This window comes from Microthrixaceae bacterium (assembly GCA_016702505.1).
GTDB lineage: Bacteria > Actinomycetota > Acidimicrobiia > Acidimicrobiales > Iamiaceae > Aquihabitans.
This window is the reverse complement of sequence record JADJDU010000024.1, coordinates 1-16,612: the sequence shown is the minus strand read 5'-3', so window position 1 is coordinate 16,612 and position 16,612 is coordinate 1. Positions and strand designations below refer to the sequence as shown.

At 68.1% G+C, this 16,612-nt stretch carries 29 protein-coding genes; 28 read left to right on the top strand and 1 reads right to left on the bottom strand.

Translation table 11 applies throughout. From position 1 onward, the window contains the following. The first annotated feature begins 505 nt into the window (after positions 1 to 505). The 24 genes from IPG97_15995 (at position 506) to IPG97_15880 (ending at position 12,071) form a co-directional block, all read left to right on the top strand. Entirely contained in the window at positions 506 to 655 is a 150-nt protein-coding gene (locus IPG97_15995; protein ID MBK6857997.1) for an excisionase family DNA-binding protein, read from the top strand. A gap of 351 nt (positions 656 to 1,006) precedes the next feature. Then, complete coding sequence (locus tag IPG97_15990; protein MBK6857996.1) at positions 1,007 to 1,225, top strand: hypothetical protein; 219 nt, start codon at positions 1,007 to 1,009, stop codon at positions 1,223 to 1,225. Then, a complete protein-coding gene (locus IPG97_15985; GenBank protein ID MBK6857995.1) occupies positions 1,222 to 1,383 on the top strand; it encodes a hypothetical protein in 162 nt (53 codons plus the stop codon). Before IPG97_15990 ends, IPG97_15985 begins: the two co-directional genes overlap by 4 nt. After that, on the top strand, positions 1,380 to 2,240 hold the full coding sequence (locus IPG97_15980) for a hypothetical protein (GenBank protein MBK6857994.1): 861 nt from the start codon (positions 1,380 to 1,382) through the stop codon (positions 2,238 to 2,240). The genes IPG97_15985 and IPG97_15980 overlap by 4 nt, the downstream gene beginning before the upstream one ends. Further along, positions 2,237 to 3,412: a hypothetical protein gene (locus tag IPG97_15975; protein ID MBK6857993.1), complete on the top strand. Its 1,176-nt coding sequence runs from the start codon at positions 2,237 to 2,239 to the stop codon at positions 3,410 to 3,412. Before IPG97_15980 ends, IPG97_15975 begins: the two co-directional genes overlap by 4 nt. Next, entirely contained in the window at positions 3,409 to 3,759 is a 351-nt protein-coding gene (locus tag IPG97_15970) for a hypothetical protein (GenBank protein ID MBK6857992.1), read from the top strand. The genes IPG97_15975 and IPG97_15970 overlap by 4 nt, the downstream gene beginning before the upstream one ends. Before the next feature lie 235 nt (positions 3,760 to 3,994). Then, positions 3,995 to 4,519, top strand: coding sequence for a polymer-forming cytoskeletal protein (locus tag IPG97_15965; protein ID MBK6857991.1), 525 nt, complete (start codon positions 3,995 to 3,997; stop codon positions 4,517 to 4,519). Then, on the top strand, positions 4,516 to 5,187 hold the full coding sequence (locus IPG97_15960) for a hypothetical protein (GenBank protein ID MBK6857990.1): 672 nt from the start codon (positions 4,516 to 4,518) through the stop codon (positions 5,185 to 5,187). Before IPG97_15965 ends, IPG97_15960 begins: the two co-directional genes overlap by 4 nt. Next, the gene (locus IPG97_15955) at positions 5,184 to 5,390 is read left to right on the top strand and encodes a hypothetical protein (GenBank protein MBK6857989.1); all 207 of its coding nucleotides are present in this window, start codon (positions 5,184 to 5,186) and stop codon (positions 5,388 to 5,390) included. The genes IPG97_15960 and IPG97_15955 overlap by 4 nt, the downstream gene beginning before the upstream one ends. Further along, positions 5,387 to 5,749, top strand: a complete 363-nt coding sequence (locus tag IPG97_15950; protein MBK6857988.1) for a hypothetical protein — start codon at positions 5,387 to 5,389, stop codon at positions 5,747 to 5,749. Before IPG97_15955 ends, IPG97_15950 begins: the two co-directional genes overlap by 4 nt. Continuing rightward, a complete protein-coding gene (locus IPG97_15945; protein ID MBK6857987.1) occupies positions 5,746 to 5,892 on the top strand; it encodes a hypothetical protein in 147 nt (48 codons plus the stop codon). The genes IPG97_15950 and IPG97_15945 overlap by 4 nt, the downstream gene beginning before the upstream one ends. A gap of 32 nt (positions 5,893 to 5,924) precedes the next feature. Next, on the top strand, positions 5,925 to 6,233 hold the full coding sequence (locus IPG97_15940; GenBank protein ID MBK6857986.1) for a hypothetical protein: 309 nt from the start codon (positions 5,925 to 5,927) through the stop codon (positions 6,231 to 6,233). After that, positions 6,230 to 6,514, top strand: coding sequence for a hypothetical protein (locus IPG97_15935; GenBank protein MBK6857985.1), 285 nt, complete (start codon positions 6,230 to 6,232; stop codon positions 6,512 to 6,514). Before IPG97_15940 ends, IPG97_15935 begins: the two co-directional genes overlap by 4 nt. Next, a complete protein-coding gene (locus IPG97_15930) occupies positions 6,511 to 6,702 on the top strand; it encodes a hypothetical protein (protein MBK6857984.1) in 192 nt (63 codons plus the stop codon). Before IPG97_15935 ends, IPG97_15930 begins: the two co-directional genes overlap by 4 nt. Positions 6,703 to 6,850: 148 nt before the next feature. Further along, positions 6,851 to 7,108 (top strand): WhiB family transcriptional regulator, encoded by a 258-nt coding sequence (locus IPG97_15925; protein MBK6857983.1) that lies wholly within the window; start codon positions 6,851 to 6,853, stop codon positions 7,106 to 7,108. A gap of 121 nt (positions 7,109 to 7,229) precedes the next feature. Beyond that, positions 7,230 to 7,652, top strand: coding sequence for a hypothetical protein (locus IPG97_15920; GenBank protein ID MBK6857982.1), 423 nt, complete (start codon positions 7,230 to 7,232; stop codon positions 7,650 to 7,652). Then, positions 7,639 to 8,184: a hypothetical protein gene (locus IPG97_15915; GenBank protein MBK6857981.1), complete on the top strand. Its 546-nt coding sequence runs from the start codon at positions 7,639 to 7,641 to the stop codon at positions 8,182 to 8,184. Before IPG97_15920 ends, IPG97_15915 begins: the two co-directional genes overlap by 14 nt. Beyond that, positions 8,184 to 8,642 carry a hypothetical protein gene (locus tag IPG97_15910; GenBank protein ID MBK6857980.1) on the top strand — a complete coding sequence of 153 codons (459 nt, stop codon included), beginning with the start codon at positions 8,184 to 8,186 and terminating at the stop codon, positions 8,640 to 8,642. The genes IPG97_15915 and IPG97_15910 overlap by 1 nt, the downstream gene beginning before the upstream one ends. Further along, a complete protein-coding gene (locus IPG97_15905; protein ID MBK6857979.1) occupies positions 8,639 to 8,860 on the top strand; it encodes a hypothetical protein in 222 nt (73 codons plus the stop codon). Before IPG97_15910 ends, IPG97_15905 begins: the two co-directional genes overlap by 4 nt. After that, a complete protein-coding gene (locus IPG97_15900) occupies positions 8,857 to 9,426 on the top strand; it encodes a hypothetical protein (GenBank protein ID MBK6857978.1) in 570 nt (189 codons plus the stop codon). The genes IPG97_15905 and IPG97_15900 overlap by 4 nt, the downstream gene beginning before the upstream one ends. Next, entirely contained in the window at positions 9,423 to 10,094 is a 672-nt protein-coding gene (locus tag IPG97_15895; protein ID MBK6857977.1) for a site-specific DNA-methyltransferase, read from the top strand. Before IPG97_15900 ends, IPG97_15895 begins: the two co-directional genes overlap by 4 nt. A 236-nt stretch (positions 10,095 to 10,330) precedes the next feature. Further along, positions 10,331 to 10,525 carry a WhiB family transcriptional regulator gene (locus IPG97_15890; GenBank protein MBK6857976.1) on the top strand — a complete coding sequence of 65 codons (195 nt, stop codon included), beginning with the start codon at positions 10,331 to 10,333 and terminating at the stop codon, positions 10,523 to 10,525. Further along, positions 10,522 to 11,658 carry a DNA adenine methylase gene (locus IPG97_15885; protein ID MBK6857975.1) on the top strand — a complete coding sequence of 379 codons (1,137 nt, stop codon included), beginning with the start codon at positions 10,522 to 10,524 and terminating at the stop codon, positions 11,656 to 11,658. The genes IPG97_15890 and IPG97_15885 overlap by 4 nt, the downstream gene beginning before the upstream one ends. Beyond that, positions 11,655 to 12,071, top strand: coding sequence for a WhiB family transcriptional regulator (locus IPG97_15880; GenBank protein MBK6857974.1), 417 nt, complete (start codon positions 11,655 to 11,657; stop codon positions 12,069 to 12,071). The genes IPG97_15885 and IPG97_15880 overlap by 4 nt, the downstream gene beginning before the upstream one ends. Positions 12,072 to 12,112: 41 nt before the next feature. Here the strand turns inward: IPG97_15880 and IPG97_15875 are convergent, their stop codons facing one another. Beyond that, positions 12,113 to 12,367 carry a hypothetical protein gene (locus IPG97_15875; protein MBK6857973.1) on the bottom strand — a complete coding sequence of 85 codons (255 nt, stop codon included), beginning with the start codon at positions 12,365 to 12,367 and terminating at the stop codon, positions 12,113 to 12,115. A gap of 8 nt (positions 12,368 to 12,375) precedes the next feature. Here IPG97_15875 and IPG97_15870 point away from each other — a divergent pair, with 8 nt between their 5' ends. From IPG97_15870 to IPG97_15855, 4 genes are all read left to right on the top strand, one after another. After that, a complete protein-coding gene (locus IPG97_15870) occupies positions 12,376 to 13,314 on the top strand; it encodes a hypothetical protein (GenBank protein MBK6857972.1) in 939 nt (312 codons plus the stop codon). 62 nt (positions 13,315 to 13,376) lie between these two features. Beyond that, a complete protein-coding gene (locus IPG97_15865) occupies positions 13,377 to 13,535 on the top strand; it encodes a hypothetical protein (GenBank protein MBK6857971.1) in 159 nt (52 codons plus the stop codon). Beyond that, the gene (locus IPG97_15860; protein ID MBK6857970.1) at positions 13,532 to 15,094 is read left to right on the top strand and encodes an AAA family ATPase; all 1,563 of its coding nucleotides are present in this window, start codon (positions 13,532 to 13,534) and stop codon (positions 15,092 to 15,094) included. The genes IPG97_15865 and IPG97_15860 overlap by 4 nt, the downstream gene beginning before the upstream one ends. Positions 15,095 to 15,572: 478 nt before the next feature. Then, positions 15,573 to 16,145 carry a hypothetical protein gene (locus IPG97_15855; GenBank protein MBK6857969.1) on the top strand — a complete coding sequence of 191 codons (573 nt, stop codon included), beginning with the start codon at positions 15,573 to 15,575 and terminating at the stop codon, positions 16,143 to 16,145. Positions 16,146 to 16,612 lie beyond the last annotated feature (467 nt).

The following is a 16,612-nucleotide window of genomic DNA, read 5'->3' as shown; positions in this document are numbered from 1 at the left end:
TTTGTCGCGCCAGGGGGTCAGAGTCGCCCGGTCCGCATCGCCCACGCCGCGACCCTCGGCCACGACCACGCCGGGCCACCCGAGACCGTCCAGTCCGGCTCAGGGAGCACACCCCGCGTCCGCCAGTTGCGCGCCGTCTGGGCCTCCACCCTGAGCAGCGCCGCTCGGGTTTGTTTTGCTAATCTCTTGACAAGGTTTGCAGACGTTTGAGAAAGTGTCCGCCATGGCACGACCAGCCGGACACTCCCTCAACCGATGGGCGTGGGACGACCTCCTTCGCTTCACCGGCCTGACCCTCACGGACGTGGCGGGCGGGCCGAGATCCCTGGCACCCTCAGCGGCCTCGTCGGCGGACATCACCGGGCGAGCATTCCCGTCGCCCACCGGATCGCCCGAGTGCTCGACGTTGCCACCCCGGCACCCTCTTCGAGGGCCTCGAGCACGGCACGAGGTCCCCGCCGAGGTGGCCTCATGACCCCCGACCCAGCTCGTCACGGCCGACCAGATCGCGCAGTGGACCCACCTCGGCCGGTCCACCATCTACCGGCTCATCGAGGACAACGACCTCCCCGCCGTGCGCATCGGCCGATCAGTCCGGGTCCGGGTCTGCGACTACGAGGCCTGGGTCTCTGACCACCTGGCGGTGGAGTCATGAGGATCGCCCTCTCATGTTCCGCCGGCTGGTGCGCCGGGACCCTCCTGCTCACCGCCATCGCGGTCTGGCTGCTCACCCGACCCCGAAGACCCTGACCCCTCCGCTCGGATGCCGGGCGAGGGGAGCAGCGAGGTCCCTCCCCTGATGCCTCATTGCTCCCTCTCGCCGGGTGGCCGAGCCCACTGGGTGATGACCCCGGTAGCGCCGGGGCGGAGGCCTTCTTAGGGGTTGACCTCCCCACGCACGCCCGTCCGATCGCATCGGACCTCGGCCATCCGCCACCAAAAAGCAGACGGCCCACCCCACGACCTCACAAGCCGGGGTGGGCCACCTAACCACCTAGGAGCATAGATGCCCCCAGCAACCACCATCCGTGTCGATCTGATGCCAGGCGATCCGTCTCCCGCCATCACCGTCGGGCCTCGCACCAGTCACGGCACCATCACCCTGACACTCGACCTGCCTGGCGCAGTGATCGAGCTGGTGTGCTACGACGGCGAGGGCCTCGTGGAGATCCTCGCTGAGGCCCACGACCAGGCCGCTGCTCGTGTCGCTGGGTTGCCCGCATGACCGCGGCCATCACGTCCCCGATCAGGCCCGCCGACCAGGCCCGAGGCCTCCACTGGCTGGCCCGCTGCCGTGAGTCCCTGCGCGAGGGCCGGACCATCACCGCACACGACCAGGCAATGACCGCACTCGGCCGCACTACCGCTGGAGGCACCCGATGACCGACCTACCCGTCCTCGAGCGCCGACAGCACGGCCGCAACCACAGCTACCGGCTCAACGGTCAGAAGCTCCCAGGCGTCACCACCATCATCGGCGACGGGCTTCCCAAGCCTGCCCTCATCGGCTGGGCCGCCAAGACCATCGCCGAATACGTCGCCGACCGCCTCGACCAGAACGGCGAACACATCACCGCCGACCAGCTCGTGGACGACCTCGCCGAGATCGCCCGGGCCAAGTCCAAGCCGTGGCCCGCCAAGCTCTCCCGCACCAAGGTCGCCGAAGTCCTCAAGGGCGTCCACTGGGAGGACCGCGACCAGGCAGCCAACCGAGGTACCGAGGTCCACCGGATCGCCGAACTCCTCACCCACGGCGAAGAGGTCGAAGTCCCCGAACCGATCTCTGGCCACGTCGACGCCTACATCGCGTTCCTCGATGACTGGCAGCCAACTGACGCCCTCACCGAGGTTGTCATCGGGTCCGCCAAGCACGGGTACTGCGGGACGCTCGACATGATCGCCACCCTCCCGGGTCTCGGCCGATGCTTGGTCGACCTCAAGACCAACCGGTCCGGCCCGTTCGGTGAGGTGGCCCTACAGCTCGCCGCCTACCGCCACGCAGAGGTGGCACTCATCGACAACGAGACGGTCCCCATGCCGCCCGTCGACTGGTGCGGCGTGCTGTGGCTCCGGGCCGACGGCTACGACCTCTACCCCTTCGACGCAGGCCCCGAGCAGTTCAGGAGCTTCTTGTACTGCCAGCAGGTGGGCCGGTTCCTCGCCGCCCAAAAGGACCGGGACCTCGCCGCCAAGCACGACGCCATCACCCCCGCCGACGTCGCCATGGAGGCTGCATCGTGAGCACCGCACTCGTCCCCGCCAGCTCGTTCGACCTGGTGCCACAGGCCGCCAGCCTCGCCGATCAGATCGCCCGCACCGACTTCGCCCCGGCCGGGCTTCGCGGCAAGCCCGAGGCCGTCATGGCCGCCATGCTCACCGGCCACGAGATCGGCATCGGGCCGATGCAGGCCCTCTCGGAGATCTCCGTGATCAACGGGCGCCCGTGCATGTCCGCCAAGCTCATGCGGGCGCTCGTGCATCGGGCCGGCCACGACCTGTGGTTCGAGGTGAAGTCGAACACGAAGGTCACGATCTGCGCCCGCCGGGCCGACTGGCCCGAGGACCGCGTCGCCAAGGTCACCTGGACGATGGACGACGCCAAGGCGGCGGGCCTGGCGGGTGGCCAGAACTACCGGAAGTACCCGCGGGCCATGCTCGCCGCCCGCGCCACCGGGGAAATCTGCCGGGACAACTTCGCCGACGTGCTCGGCGGGATCGGCTACACGCCTGAGGAGCTGTCCGACGGCGACCTCATAGCTGACGGCGACATCGCCATCTCTGGCCGCGTCGACATCGAACCGGACGCTGCACCGACAACGACCCGCAAGGCCAAGCGTGCACCGGCCCGCAGGACCGCACCGGCCAAGGCTGCCGCACCTACGGCCCCGACGTCCGTCACGGTCGAGAACCTGCCCCCGCTCCCCGGCGAGGACGACTACAACGACATCATCGATGCCGAGGTGGTCGATGCCGTCGTAGACCCTGCTGCCATCCAGACCCGCATCGACGGCCTCACCCAAGAGGACCGGGACGACCTCGGGCAATGGTGGAAGCAGGCCGGGATACCGGCGCTGAAGTCCGGCAACATCACCCCCGAGCAGGCCGAACAGATCAACACGGCGATCGACGCCTACAACCCGGCCACCCCGGACCCGGCCGCTCGCAACAAGAAGATGTGGGCGATGGTGGCCGAGGCGTGGCCGTCCGACCCCGACGAGGACCGTGACGAGCTGCGCCGCCACCTGATCCAGACCGTCACCGGCCAGCGCACCAGCTCCTCGAAGGACATGGACGGCGACGAGTGGACCGCCCTCTTCGACGCCCTCGAATCGATCAAGGCCGGCACCCACTCACTGTTCCTGCGTTCCAACGGTGAATGGGAGCTGCGCAAGGCGACGGGCGGTGCGTCGTGATCCTCACCCCGCTGCCCGCTCCCGCCCGCAACGTCCACCCGCTGCGCTCCGACTACGTCGAGGTGTGCTGGACGCCCGTGGTCGGCTCGACGGCCGTGGCACTGCTGCGCCTGCTCCCGGCCATGTGGGCCGAGGCCGTGCCCGTCGAGGTGGCTGACCTGGACTTGGCGCAGCGGTTCCGGGCTCGGCAAGTCCGACCGGGTGCGCCAGACCGCCCAGCGCATCGCCCGGTTCTGTGGTGGCCGCTGGGACCCGTCGTTGCGCCTGCTGGAGGTTCCGACGGCGCTGCCGTCTCTGTCGCCCGGCCAGTTGGCCCGGGTGCCCGAGTGGACACGGGCCCGCCATGAGGCCCTGACGATGGCGGTGGCGTCGTGAACGCCGTGACGTGGCCGCTGGCCTTGCCGCTGATCCTGGCCGTGTGCTTCTACGTGCTCGCCGTGGTCGAGGACCGGGCCGAACGACGAGAGAGGAACGAGCGATGAGCGATGAACGTCCGGGGTGGCATCGCCACCCGAATGGTGGCGGCTGGGTGCAGGACACGGCGTCAGTCGATGACACCGCCTACGTCGGACCGACGCTCAGGTGTCCGGCTCGGCCCGGGTGTACGGCTCGGCCCGGGTGTCCGGCTCGGCCTGGGTGTCCGGCTCGGCCCAGGTGTCCGGGACCGCTGAGGTATACGGGAACGCTCGGGTGTTCGGGGCCGCTTGGGTGTTCGGGGCCGCTCGGGTGTCCGGGTCCGCTTGGGTGTACGGGGCCGCTCGGGTGTCCGGGGACGCTGAGGTGTTCGGGAACGCTCAGGTGTTCGGGGACGCTCAGGTGTTCGGGGACGCTGAGGTGTTCGGGAACGCTCAGGTGTACGGGAACGCTCGGGTGTCCACGTCCCGACATGTCCTGACGGTCGGCCCGATCGGGTCCGAGGACCAGACCCTGACCTTGTTCCGCGCTGAGACGGGGTACTGGGTGAGTGTCGGGTGCTGGCACCCGGACGGGGCAACCCTCGATGACCTGACCGCTGAGGTGCAGCGTCGAGCACCGGACCATGCGGATGAGTACGAGGCCGCGATGGCGTTGTGTCGTGTGCGGATCGCTGAATGGGAGAAGCGATGAGCGAGACCGACGACCTGACGACCCGTGCCCGTCGGCACGCGGAGACGCACCCGGAGTCCCGGGAACTGATCGAGGAGCTGCTGGAGGAGCTGCTGGAGGCGGTCGTCCGGTGGGCGTGCTTCGCCGCCCCGTCCCCCGTCCCGCCGTGGCCGGATGGCGTCCTGCGAGACGCCGCCAACCGGCTGCGCTGGATAGCCAACTCCGGCTACATCGAGGACCCGGGAATCAAGCGAATCATCCGCAGTTGGGCCGACGAACTGGACGCCACCCTCGTCCCGCCGTGGCCGGGTGCGGTGCTGTCCGGGCTGACGGACGAGGACGGGGTGCCGACGTGGCTCGCCCAGGCCGGGCAGGTGCGCGGCGAACAGGTGCGGTTCGGCCCTCACGGCGCTTGGTGGCCCAACACGGTTGACGACTTCGACCCTGACAACGACTTCGTTGAGGACCGGTGGGTGGAGGTGCGTGCTCCCCGGGCCGTGCCCGTGCCGGAGACCGAGCGGGTGCAGGCGTGGGAGGCGGTCGGGCGACGGTGGCCTGACGGTCGCACCGTCTGGAAGGTGACGCACTCCGTCGAGGGCGTCATCGCCTGGGACAACGGAGGCGAGGCCCTGGACGTCATGTTCTCCGCTGATGGCACGGTCGAGGTGCTGAAGGACGGCGACCGGTGAAGCGCACGACGAAGCGCAGGCTCTCGACTGTGATCGGCTGCGTGCTCGGCGGGGTCACCTTCACCGGCCCGTTGGCGGGTGCGGTGCTGTCTGACTGGCAGTGCCGCCGGGGCGCGGTGTGTGAGGCGCAGACTGACCGGTGGATGACGGCAGGTCTGTCGACTGAGCGGTGTGACCGTCCAGTGGTGGAGGTCGAGTCGTGAGCGCCGTGGAGCTAGCCACCAAGCAGTGCAGTTCGTGCGGCGAGGCGAAGCCGCTATCGGAGTTCCACCGCAACGCGAAACACAAGGACGGCCTGACATACGCCTGCAAGCAGTGTAACGGGGCGAAGGTCAAGGCGAGCGCCCAACGTAGGCGCGCTGAGATGGGGGTGACGGCGTGGCTGGAGGACAGGGCCGCCACGGTTCGTGAGAGCCGCAAGCGGACAGGCAACGCCGCGGGGAAGAGGTACGCGAGGGCCAGGAGACGTGCGGTCAAGGAGCTGATCGAGGCACACCGCGCCGAGTTCGATCAGAGGATGAGGGTCGCACGGTACGAGATTGACCGGGAGGTCGAGTCGTGACCGCCGTAGCGGACGCCATCGGGCGTGGGCAATGGGACTGGTGGATCGTGGCGGTGATGGTCCTGGTGGTGGCCGGGGTGAACGTATGGGGGGTGCTCACGCGTGGGCCGCTCCACGACGACGAGCAGGAGACGCAGCGATGAGCGATGAGCAACAACAACAAGGAGAAGGCAAAGTGAGCAACGTAACGATTGATGGCGTCGAGTACGCACCGGTCCGCCCTGTGGGTGGTGAGGTGCGGATCGTGATCGGCCAGCGTGGCTGGGTGTGGGTCGGGTACTACCGCCACGAGAACGAGGTGGTCACCTTGACCGGTGCACGCACCATCCGCCGGTGGGGTACGTCTGTTGGGTTGGGTGAGCTTGCGGCTGGGCCGTTGGGTGAGACTGTCCTGGACCCTACTGGGATCGTGGAGATTCATGAGTTGGCGGTGGTGGCGACGATCCACGCTGATGCTGAGGCGTGGTCGGGGCATCTCGGATGACCGGGCGAGGTGTGCTGTCCGTTGTGGAGGACTCTGGCGGCTACGGCGACGGCGACGGCGACGGCGACGGCGACGGCTACGGCGACGGCGACGGCGACGGCTACGGCAACGGCGACGGCAACGGCTACGGCAACGGCGACGGCGACGGCTACGGCTACGGCTACGGCTACGGCTACGGCTACGGCTACGGCCACGGCTACGGCTACGGCCACGGCGACGGCGACGGCTACGGCGACGGCTACGGCTACGGCAACGGCAACGGCGACGGCGGCCGAGCATGACCACCCAGGAATGCCCGACGTGTGGTCCGGTCCCTGACGTGGAGCTGTACGGCATCGAGTACCCCGAGGTCTACGACGGGGTGCTGTTCTGGGCGCACGGCAAGTGCGGTACGGCGTGGCCCCGCAATGCGGACTGGGAAGCGTCGGTGGCTGCTGCCAGGGCGCACAACGAGAGGGGTGAGGGGTGAGTAGATCGAGTGTTGTCCCGTGGTTGATCTCGTGGTACACGCACCGCCCACTCTCAGAGTTCGAGCTGCACTCCCCTTGGTGGGTGTCTGGGTACGCCGACCCGAATGGTGTTCTGGTCGCCACCGAGCGGACCGTCCAGGTGATCGCGTGGGCGAAGCGGGAGGCGTCGTGAGCGGGTGGCGTGACGATGCGGCGTGTCGTGGCACGGGTGCAGCAGTGTTCTTCTCTCGTGACCCGTTGGCTGAGGCGGCAGCGGTCAGGGTCTGTCACGGGTGCCCGGTGATGTCGGAGTGTCGTGACTGGGCGCTCGACCATGAGACTCTGGTCCCGCTCAACGATCAGTTCGGGGTGTGGGGTGGTCTGACGCATGAGCAGCGCCGAGCTGCGCTGGGGGCCGCCTCGTGACCGCCGTGCTGCACCAGGTCGATGACGAGTTCGGCACCGCCGCGTGGCGCACGGATCGTGTCGTGACCGACGGTCAACGGGCGATGGTCGACGCGTGGACATGGGCCGGAGAGGTGGAGAGATGACGACAGTCCAGAGCCTCCACCGCAATGCCGAAACGGTCGTAGACCTGCTGGTCGACTGCGGCCCGCTCACCAAAGGCCAGATCTCAGAGAAGCTGGCATGGCCTGTCGGTCGAGTCGAGAACGCACTGCGCTACGCCCGGGACGAACTGTGCCCGGACCTTGACCTTGCCATCCCGTCACCCACCCCCGGCGACGGCTGGCGCTACCAGGTCACCACCGAGTGGCAGCCAGTCGAGGCTGGTGCCTCCCATCAGCTCGGGCACGTCGAGTCCAGGCTGCGGACGATCCACCGCGACGTGGGGCTGATCCTGCCGCATGTACCCAAGGGCTCCCGCGAGTGGCGACGAGCGAACTTCCTCAACAAGCACCTGGCCCACATGCTGGGCACCCTCAAGGAGATCAACGATGGCGAAGGGTAAGCAAGCCGCGCTCTCAGTGCAGCGGCGATACGAGGCGGCCGTCGAGCACATCGACCGGCTGACGACCGAGCTGGTCGATGCCAAGCAGCGAGCACGGGACCTCAGGGACACGGCCGCCAGGGTGCCGGCAATGGAAGCCCGGATGGTCGAACTACAGCGCCAGGTCGACGCTATGGAGTCGACCGGCATGGCCAAGTTGCGGGCAGCTCACGCAACCGATTTGTCCGCCATCTCGACGGAGCTCGACCGTGCGATTGATGAGCTTGCCGCTCTCGTGGCAGTGAACTTCAAGACGGCCGACTTCAAGGCCCCGCAGACGCTGATAGACGCCATTAGTGCGGGCGGTGCTCGGTGGGCACCCGTGAGGGCCGCACTGCACCCGGGGAGGATCAACAGGGAAGCCCGGCGCGTTCTGGCGTCCGACCGCCGACTCCGGGTGGTCGACCATGAACTGGTAGTGCAAGAGAACGGACGAACTGACGTGGAGAATCATCGGCGCACGGTAGGTGCTGCCACAGGGGTGATGCATTGATGACCGACCTGATCCTCGGGGTCGACCCCGGCAAGACCGGCGCCCTCGCCGTGCTGCACCCTCAGCTCGGGCTTCTCGACGTGCACGACATGCCAGAGGCGACCGGGCACCCGCTCGGCGCCCTGGTGGCCGACATGGTGCGGGACTACGCACCCGACGAGTTCGCCTTGGCCGTGGTGGAGAAGGTGCACGCCATGCCCCGACAGGGCGTGTCCAGCGTGTGGACGTTCGCTGAGGGCCACGGTGCCGTGTTGGGTGCGTTGGGTGCGCTCGGTGTGCCGGTGCGGCTGGTGCCGCCCAGCACGTGGAAGAAGGCGCTGGGTCTGTCGGCCGACAAGAACGCCAGCCGTCAGCGGGCGATCGAGACGTGGCCCGAGCATGTGCGGACGTTCGCCCGGGTGCGAGACGACGGCCGGGCCGAGGCTGCGTTGCTGGCCCTGTTCGGGGCGACGCCATGACCCCCGTCGAGTTCGGTGAAGCTCTCGGCTGGCCGCGGCTGTTCCGCAAGGGGAAGCTGTGCTGGGTGTCCGACAGCGGCACGACGGTGTCGATCGGCACGCACGGTACGAAGGTGCGGGTCACGCACCGGCTCACCGCTGAGGAGTGGTGGGTGCCGTGCGACGCGGTGGGCCTCGGGTTCGTGTGGGCGTTCGACGCGGATCGGGGGGCGGCGTGACCGCGCACGAACGGTTGGACCTCGATGCGATCGACCCGACGTGCATCGACTCGGTGACAGGCGACAGCCTGATCGCCGAGCTGCGCCGCACCCGGGAGGCGATGGAGTGGCTCAGCCGCTCCTACGGCCGACTGGTCCACAACCAGATCGCCGTCTGGCTCGCCGTGATCCAGGAAGAACCCGCCGAGGCCGCCCAGTGGATGGCCAACGGCGTGGACCAGTGGATCGACACCGGGGACATGGCGGAGGACCCGTGGGCGTACGACTGGCGGAAGTTCTGGCAGTCCCGCGACTTCGAGGGCAAGCCGCAGAAGCCCTGCATGGTCTGCGGCGACCCGGCGACCACCTTCGGGGCAGGGATGGCCGCTTGCGGGACTCGCCACTGGCGGGCGCTCAAGGGCGAACTGAGCGACGAGCAGTGCGGTCTCTGCAACGAGGTGCGGGTCTGCGCCCACGATCTGGACGGGTCGCCCGTGTGCGCCGACTGCTGGCCTGGTGACCGCCTGATGGCCGACCGCCGGGAGGCGTGGCGGGTGCGGATGGTCGGGGATGAGGCCCAGCCGTGAGCACCCCGTACTACTCCGACGAGCGGGTGACCCTGTACCACGGGGACTGCCGCGAGGTCGACGCGTGGCTGGCCGCCGACGTGCTCGTGACGGATCCGCCGTATGGGGTGGCTTGGGAGGCGCGCGGCATGGCGAGCAGTCCAAGCCTGCGCGCCACGTCCACGCAGTCGATCGCGGGCGACGAGTCGACAGAGATAAGGGACTGGGCTCTCGCCGCGTGGGGTGCTGGTCGCCCTGCCGCCGTGTTTGGGTCATGGCGGGAAGCTCGCCCTGACGGCACCCGCCATCGCCTCATCTGGCATAAGGCGGGACGGAAGCCTGGCATCACCCAGGCGCCGTGGTTTCCGGCGGACGAGGAGATCTACATCATCGGCGCCGGATGGACCGGCAAGCCCGGGCCGACGGTCATCACCACAACCGAGTGGAGGGACCAAGAACCGAAGCGGGTCGGCCACCCCACCCCCAAGCCGATCGACCTCATGGAGTCGCTTCTCGCCAAGTGCCCACCCGGCACAGTGGCCGATCCGTTCGCCGGTAGTGGGTCCACCCTCGTCGCAGCGAAGCGCCTCGGCCGTAAAGCCATCGGTGTGGAGCTGGACGAACGGTATTGCGAGATAGCGGCGAAGCGGCTGGCGCAAGGCGTCCTCGACTTCGGGGCCTCGGCGTGATCCGCGCTCTGATCGACGCCCGACGTGCCACCAGCGCCCCGCACGTGCCTCGCAGGTGCCCCGTGTGCTGGCCCCCAGACGTGCTCGAGCGGGTGTTCCCCGCCGACCAGTGCGACTGGGAGTACGTGGCGCAGCGTGAGGGCGGCCGCCGACCGGCGACCGATCGACGACGAAAGGAACGTGACGTGATCCCATCCCTGCAACTGGTGGCCTACGAGCCCCCCGTCCCGGAGCCGATGGCGTGGCAGGACCGCGGCGCGTGCCGTGGCGCCGACCCCGACCTGTTCTTCCCGACGAAGAACCGCACGGCCCACGCGGCGAAGCGGATCTGTGCGGTGTGCGAGGTGCGGGCCGAGTGCCTGGCCTACGCGCTCGACAACGAGCCGCTCGGCGTGTGGGGCGGCATGTCCCCGGTCGGAGCTCGGCCGTGAAGGCGCCGTTCCCGTGGTTCGGCGGCAAGCGCAAGGTGGCGACAGAGGTGTGGTCTGCGTTGGGTGACGTAGACAACTACGTCGAGCCGTTCGCCGGTTCCTTGGCCGTGCTCCTCGAGCGGCCGACGTGGCACAAGGGGTCGACGTCGACGGTCAACGACGCTGACCGGTTCGTGTCGAACTTCTGGCGTGCGCTCGCAGCGGACCCGGAGGGAGTGGCCGCCCACGCTGACTGGCCGGTGAACGAGGCGGATCTGGAGGCCCGTCACCTGTGGCTCGTCACGTCAGGCAGGGAGCGGGTCAATGCGCTCGCATCCGATCCCGACTTCTTTGACGTGAAAGTAGCCGGGTGGTGGGTGTGGGGTATCTGCTCGTGGATCGGGTCGGGGTGGTGCGCGGGCTCTGGCCCGTGGATGCTCGACGATGACGGACGACTGAGCAAGCTCCCCCACCTCGGCGACGCCGGGCGGGGGATCAAACGCCAGCGCCCCCACCTCGGCGACGCCGGGCAGGGGATCAACCGCCAGCTCCCCCACCTCGGCGACGCCGGGCGGGGGATCAACCGCAAGCTCCCCCACCTCGGCAACGCCGGGCAGGGGATCAACCGCCAGCTCCCCCACCTCGGCGACGCCGGGCAGGGGATCAACCGCAAGCTCCCCCACCTCGGCGACGCCGGGCAGGGGATCGAGGAGTACCTGCATGGACTGGCCCGGGTGTTGCGGGGCGTTCGGGTGTGCTGCGGCGACTGGTCGCGTGTCGTCACGAACGGTGCACTCGCCTACGGGTCAACTGTGGGTGTGTTCCTCGACCCGCCGTATCTGGGTGACGTGCGGACCTCAGATCTCTACTCGGTCGACGATCACACAATCGCGCACGAGGTGCGCGATTGGTGCATCGACAACGGGGACAACCCTCGGTATCGGATCGTGCTAGCTGGGTATGCCGCAGAACACGACGACCTCATGCCCGACTCGTGGAGGCGTCACAGGTGGAGTGCGTCTGCGGCCTACAGCACCACGGCGAGCGCCGTACGGCATGACGGTAACCACGCCAACAGGTCGACGGAGGTGTTGTGGTTCTCGCCACATTGCCTCTCGGGCCAGATGCCAACGTTGTTCGGGACCTCGGCGTGAGCGGCGACCGAATCAGGGTGCGTGCCGAGGCCGGTCTCGTCTCCAACCCAGTGCTGGTGCCGGTGTGGCCGGAGGCGGCGTGTCGTGGCAGCGGCCTCGACTGGTTCCCGCCCCGTCACGACCTGCGGGCTGAGGCCGCTGCGATCAACGTGTGCCGCACCTGCCCGCACCAGGCCGAATGTCTGGCGTGGGCGATCGAGCACGACGAGCGCGGCATCTGGGGTGGCACGACCGACCGGGAACGGTTGCGGGCCAAGATCCGGGGCAAACGTCCGATCCGTCACGGCACGGAGGCGGGTGCGGTGGAGCATCGACGCCAGGGCATCCCGACGTGTGACGAGTGCGCTACGGCTCGGCTCGCTGCTGAGCGGGCAAGGCGGGCAAGGCGGCAAGCGCAGGAGCCGGATGGGTGAGTATGCCCCAGGCCGCCCACGAACTCGAACCCCTCCACGTCCTAGAGGAGCAGGCCGCCGCCGAAGGACTGACGGCACGGCCCAGCCGGACCCGCCAAGACGTACCCCACGACACCGACGCCGAACTCGGCGTGCTCGGCGTCATGCTCTGGTCCACCAACGCAGCCGACACCATCCTCGAACTCGGCCTGGACCCCGAACACCTGCCCCACCTGCGCCCCGATCATCCACTCGGCCCCGTACAAGAAGGGCGTGGCCGAAGCCAAGCGAGCCGTGGCCCGAGCGAAGGAAGGCATGGACCGAGATGACGCGTGACGTGCTGAACATTCTGTCCCTCGGGGCGGGGGTGCAGTCCACAACGGTCGCCCTCATGTCCGCCTACGGAGAACTCCCGAAGTTCGATGCGTGCATCTTCGCTGACACCGGATGGGAACCCGCCGAGGTCTACGCCCACCTGGCAAAGCTCACGACGGAGTTGGAGGCTCACGACATCCCCGTCCTCACGGTTTCGGCGGGCAACATCTACGAGGACCACATCAACCCTCAACACGAGCACCTGTTCATTCGCAACCCCAGGAACCACCCCGAGAACCTCGGGAAACAGCGGTCCTTCATCCCCTTCTTCATAAAGACGCCCACGGGTGGGCAGGCGGTGTCCCTGGGTGATGAGGTCGCGCCCGACGAACCCACCGCTGCCACGACGGGCGAGTGGACTCCTGGCAGGACGCGCCGCACCTGCACCAAGACCTACAAGATCGAGCCCGTTGAGAAGAAGATCCGGGAGTTGCTGGGGTTGAAGCCGAGGCAGCGGTGGCCGCTACATCACGCCGTCAACCAGTCCTTCGGCATCTCGTGGGATGAGACCGAGCGGATGAGCGACCCTGCCCACGCCTGCATCGAGCACCTCTACCCCCTTGTGGACCAGAAGATGGACCGGGATGGCTGCCACGCATGGATGGAGCGTCACGGATGGACGGCCCCCGAGTCGGCCTGTATCGGCTGCCCATTCCACCGGGACGACGAGTGGCGACGGCTCCGAGACCACGCGCCCGACGAGTGGGAGCAGGCGGTCCACTTCGATGAGGCGTTCCGGGAGCGGCAGCGCGCCGGTCTCCTCCCGATGGTGGGGGAACCCTATGTCCACGACTCGCGGGTCCCACTCCGGGAAGCCAACATTGAGGAGTACCGGGATGGGATCTACCCCCTGTTCGGGGAGGACTGCTCGGGATTCTGCGGGACATGAACAGACAGGACCAAGATGACTGACCAACTCAAGCGCAGCCACACGCTTCAGGCGGTGGCGTCGTGAACCGGCCGGTGGAGGTGTCCCGTGCCGACCTCGGCCACCTCATCGAACTGGCCATGTTGGCGACGGACCGCACCCCCGACGAACAAGCCGTCCTCCAGCGCGCCATCACCACCGGCGCCCACCACGACCTCTGGACCGACGGGAAGGGCGCGTGACGATCACAGACACCGACGACCTCCCTGACGACATCCTCGAGGACCAGGCCGCCGCCGAAGGACTGACGGCACGGCCCAGCCGGACCCGCCAAGACGTACCCCACGACACCGACGCCGAGATCGGCGTCCTCGGGGTGATGCTCTACTCGATGACCGCAGCCGAGACCGTCCTCGGTCTCGGCCTTGAGCCCGAGCACTTCTACGCCCCGCGGCATCAAGCGATCTACACCGCCATCTGTGAGACCGTCGCCGCCGGCGAGCAACCCGATCCGGTCACCGTCCCACCGAGAGGCAACGGCAGCTTCGACGGGCGCGACCTCCTGTCGATAGTCACCCACGCTCCCCTGTCGACCAGCGCACCCGCCTACACCCGGCGGATCATCCACACTGCCCGGTTGCGGGCGCTGCTCAGCGGGGCGCTAGAAGCGGCCAACTCGGCCCGCAACGGCGACCTAGACACCAGCCTCGCCCAACTCCAGCGCCTCGCAGCCGCCCAACCCGCCGACGACGCCGGGACCACCTGGACCCCCGTCGACCTCGCAGCCGTCATCGACGGCGATGGGCCACCCGAGCCCACCATGCTCGCCCGCGACGACGGCCACCAGCTCCTCTACGCGGGGCGGGTCCACGCGTTCAACGCCGAATCCGAATCGGGCAAGAGCTGGCTGGCATGCGCCGCCGCCGCCGAGCGTCTCACCGAAGGCGAACACGTCATCTACCTCGACTTCGAAGACCACGCCACGGGCATCGTCGGCCGACTCCGGGCCCTCGGCGTGGACCGTGACGCCATCATCGGCCGACTCCACTACGTGCGCCCAGACGACCCGATCGACCCGGTGGCCATCGCCGCACTAGAGCGGCTCCTGATCGACCACCAACCAACCCTGGCCATCGTGGATGGCGTCACAGAGGTGATGGTACAGAACGGGTGGTCGATCAACGACAACGACGACGCCGCCAAGTTCCTCCTGGCGCTCCCCGACGGATCGCCCGTCACGGATGCGCCGTCGTGCTCATCGACCACGTGCCCAAAGACAAGGAGGCCAGAGGCCGGTACGGCATCGGGGCCCAACACAAGCTGGCCGGGGTGGATGGGGCTGTGTACCGCCTGGAGGTCACCCAACCGTTCGGGCTCGGCCGCACCGGCACCAGCCGGATCACCGTCGCCAAGGACCGGCCAGGCCACGTCCGTGGCTTCGCTTCTGGCGGTGAGACGAGTCGGGACGTTGCAGCTCACCTCACGGGCCGACGGTGATGTGTCGCTAGCCATCTTGTGCCCCGAGTCAGACACACCAATAAGGACCCGCCCGACCACTCTCATGGAGCAGGTTGCAGCGGCAATCCAAACCCTAAATGACTCCGGTGTTTACCCAACTCGCAATGGCATATTGGCGGACGTGTCAGGCAAAAAGAAGTGGGTGGCCGAAGCGCTCCGGCTCCTGATCGAGGAGGGGCATGTGACGACCCGGCCCGGCCCGAACCGATCCCAGCTCCACACCCTGACCAAGCCCTACGTCGTGCCCCAGTCCCCCCGATCCGACCTCACCGAGGAGTTCTAGCCTGTGGATAACTGCCCTCAAATCCCTCCATAACCCAGGTGGGTCCCGGTGGGTCCCAGTGGGTCCCGGACCCACCTGGTGTGGGCTCGTCCCGGGTGGGTCCCGTCACGGTGGGGTTGGGGTCTGAAGACCCCACCGAGGGACCCACCCAGGGACCCACCCAGCCGCCCACTACCCCCACCCAAAAAACTCAGGTGGGTCCCGGTGGTTGGGACCCACCTGCACTGTGGCCGGGATTCGACCCATCGAGGCGGAGTCCATACGGCGACGCCTGGCGTGATGTATGGTCGAGGCTCAACGACTCGTGGACGCCGATGCCCGAGATCGTCGCCGCTGTAGCGACGGCGCACGACCTGCAAACAAAAACTGTAAGCGGCATGATCCGCGAGGCCGGGAACAACGGGCACCTGATAATCCGAGGCCGGTACTCCCGTAAATCCGATACCCGGATGATTCGGCGCAACCCACAGGCGGCAGCATGAACAACTCCGACCGAGCCAGGATCATTCTCAATATAGAAATAGCGGCCAACTGGCTAAACACCATCCCGCATGACATAAATGCAATCGTGGCCGAGAAGCACCGCCAAGCCCGAGCACAAGCGTCGATCCGCTCCGGCAGCGACGGCCGAGCACCCAAGGGCAGCCACTCCGACCCGACAGGCTCAGCGGTGATGGCCTCTGCTGAGTCGATCGCCGACGCCGACGAGTGGACCCGAGAAGCAGACGCAGCCCTCGCCCTACTCGATGAGACCATGGCATGGCTCCTCACCGCATGCAGCCGAGTCCAGCGCGCAGGACTCCGGCCAGAGCCACCACTAGCCCAACCCAAGCGGCAGGCCTGCGCCAACTGTGCCCGCTTCGGGCTCGACGTCGACCTGGCCGACAGCGGCGGTCGTCTGTGCGGCCAGTGCAAGACCTTCCGCCGCAACCACAAGGTCATGCCCCATGAGGCGATCTGTCGGGCATGGGCCAACGGCACCAGCCGCATCACGCCGGGCCTGATCGCTGAGGCCAAAGCCCACGCACAACGCAAACGCCGAGCCTCGTAGCCTCGTGGTACTTGCAATGCGCTGACCTGCATGATAGGTCTACAGCAGTTGAGTGCGACCCGTGGCCCTGCGCCCGGGTCGCTCTTGCGTTACCGGGGAGGCTGACCGAATGGTCCACCCGCTCAAGTCCCACGCTCGGCGCAAGCTCATAGCTCACGTTCGGGCGACGCAACCGTGCTGCCACCTGTGCGGTCTGCTCATCGACCTCGACGCTGACCACCAGCGGGCACCGCTCGGATCAGCACTCGATGAGCTGGTACCTCGTGCTCATGGCGGGTCATGCACTGACCCTGCCAACGTGCGGCACGCCCACCGGCTGTGCAACAGCATCCGAGGGACCAAGACGATCACACCTGACCTGCGCAGACGCTGCCACGCTGCGGTGATCGAGGTCCTGCAACCGTCCGTCGTGCGCCGGAGCTGGTGACGGGGCCACCGTTTCTTTGGTTATCCACAGGGCGCCCGGA

Coding starts and splice junctions, on each gene's coding strand:
- IPG97_15990 (MBK6857996.1), top strand. CDS start 1,007: ATGCCCCCAGCAACCACCATCCGTGTCGATCTGATGCCAGGCGATCCG.
- IPG97_15985 (MBK6857995.1), top strand. CDS start 1,222: ATGACCGCGGCCATCACGTCCCCGATCAGGCCCGCCGACCAGGCCCGA.
- IPG97_15980 (MBK6857994.1), top strand. CDS start 1,380: ATGACCGACCTACCCGTCCTCGAGCGCCGACAGCACGGCCGCAACCAC.
- IPG97_15960 (MBK6857990.1), top strand. CDS start 4,516: ATGAGCGAGACCGACGACCTGACGACCCGTGCCCGTCGGCACGCGGAG.
- IPG97_15935 (MBK6857985.1), top strand. CDS start 6,230: ATGACCGGGCGAGGTGTGCTGTCCGTTGTGGAGGACTCTGGCGGCTAC.
- IPG97_15930 (MBK6857984.1), top strand. CDS start 6,511: ATGACCACCCAGGAATGCCCGACGTGTGGTCCGGTCCCTGACGTGGAG.
- IPG97_15920 (MBK6857982.1), top strand. CDS start 7,230: ATGACGACAGTCCAGAGCCTCCACCGCAATGCCGAAACGGTCGTAGAC.
- IPG97_15915 (MBK6857981.1), top strand. CDS start 7,639: ATGGCGAAGGGTAAGCAAGCCGCGCTCTCAGTGCAGCGGCGATACGAG.
- IPG97_15910 (MBK6857980.1), top strand. CDS start 8,184: ATGACCGACCTGATCCTCGGGGTCGACCCCGGCAAGACCGGCGCCCTC.
- IPG97_15905 (MBK6857979.1), top strand. CDS start 8,639: ATGACCCCCGTCGAGTTCGGTGAAGCTCTCGGCTGGCCGCGGCTGTTC.
- IPG97_15890 (MBK6857976.1), top strand. CDS start 10,331: ATGGCGTGGCAGGACCGCGGCGCGTGCCGTGGCGCCGACCCCGACCTG.
- IPG97_15875 (MBK6857973.1), bottom strand. CDS start 12,367: ATGCCTTCCTTCGCTCGGGCCACGGCTCGCTTGGCTTCGGCCACGCCC.
- IPG97_15870 (MBK6857972.1), top strand. CDS start 12,376: ATGACGCGTGACGTGCTGAACATTCTGTCCCTCGGGGCGGGGGTGCAG.
- IPG97_15855 (MBK6857969.1), top strand. CDS start 15,573: ATGAACAACTCCGACCGAGCCAGGATCATTCTCAATATAGAAATAGCG.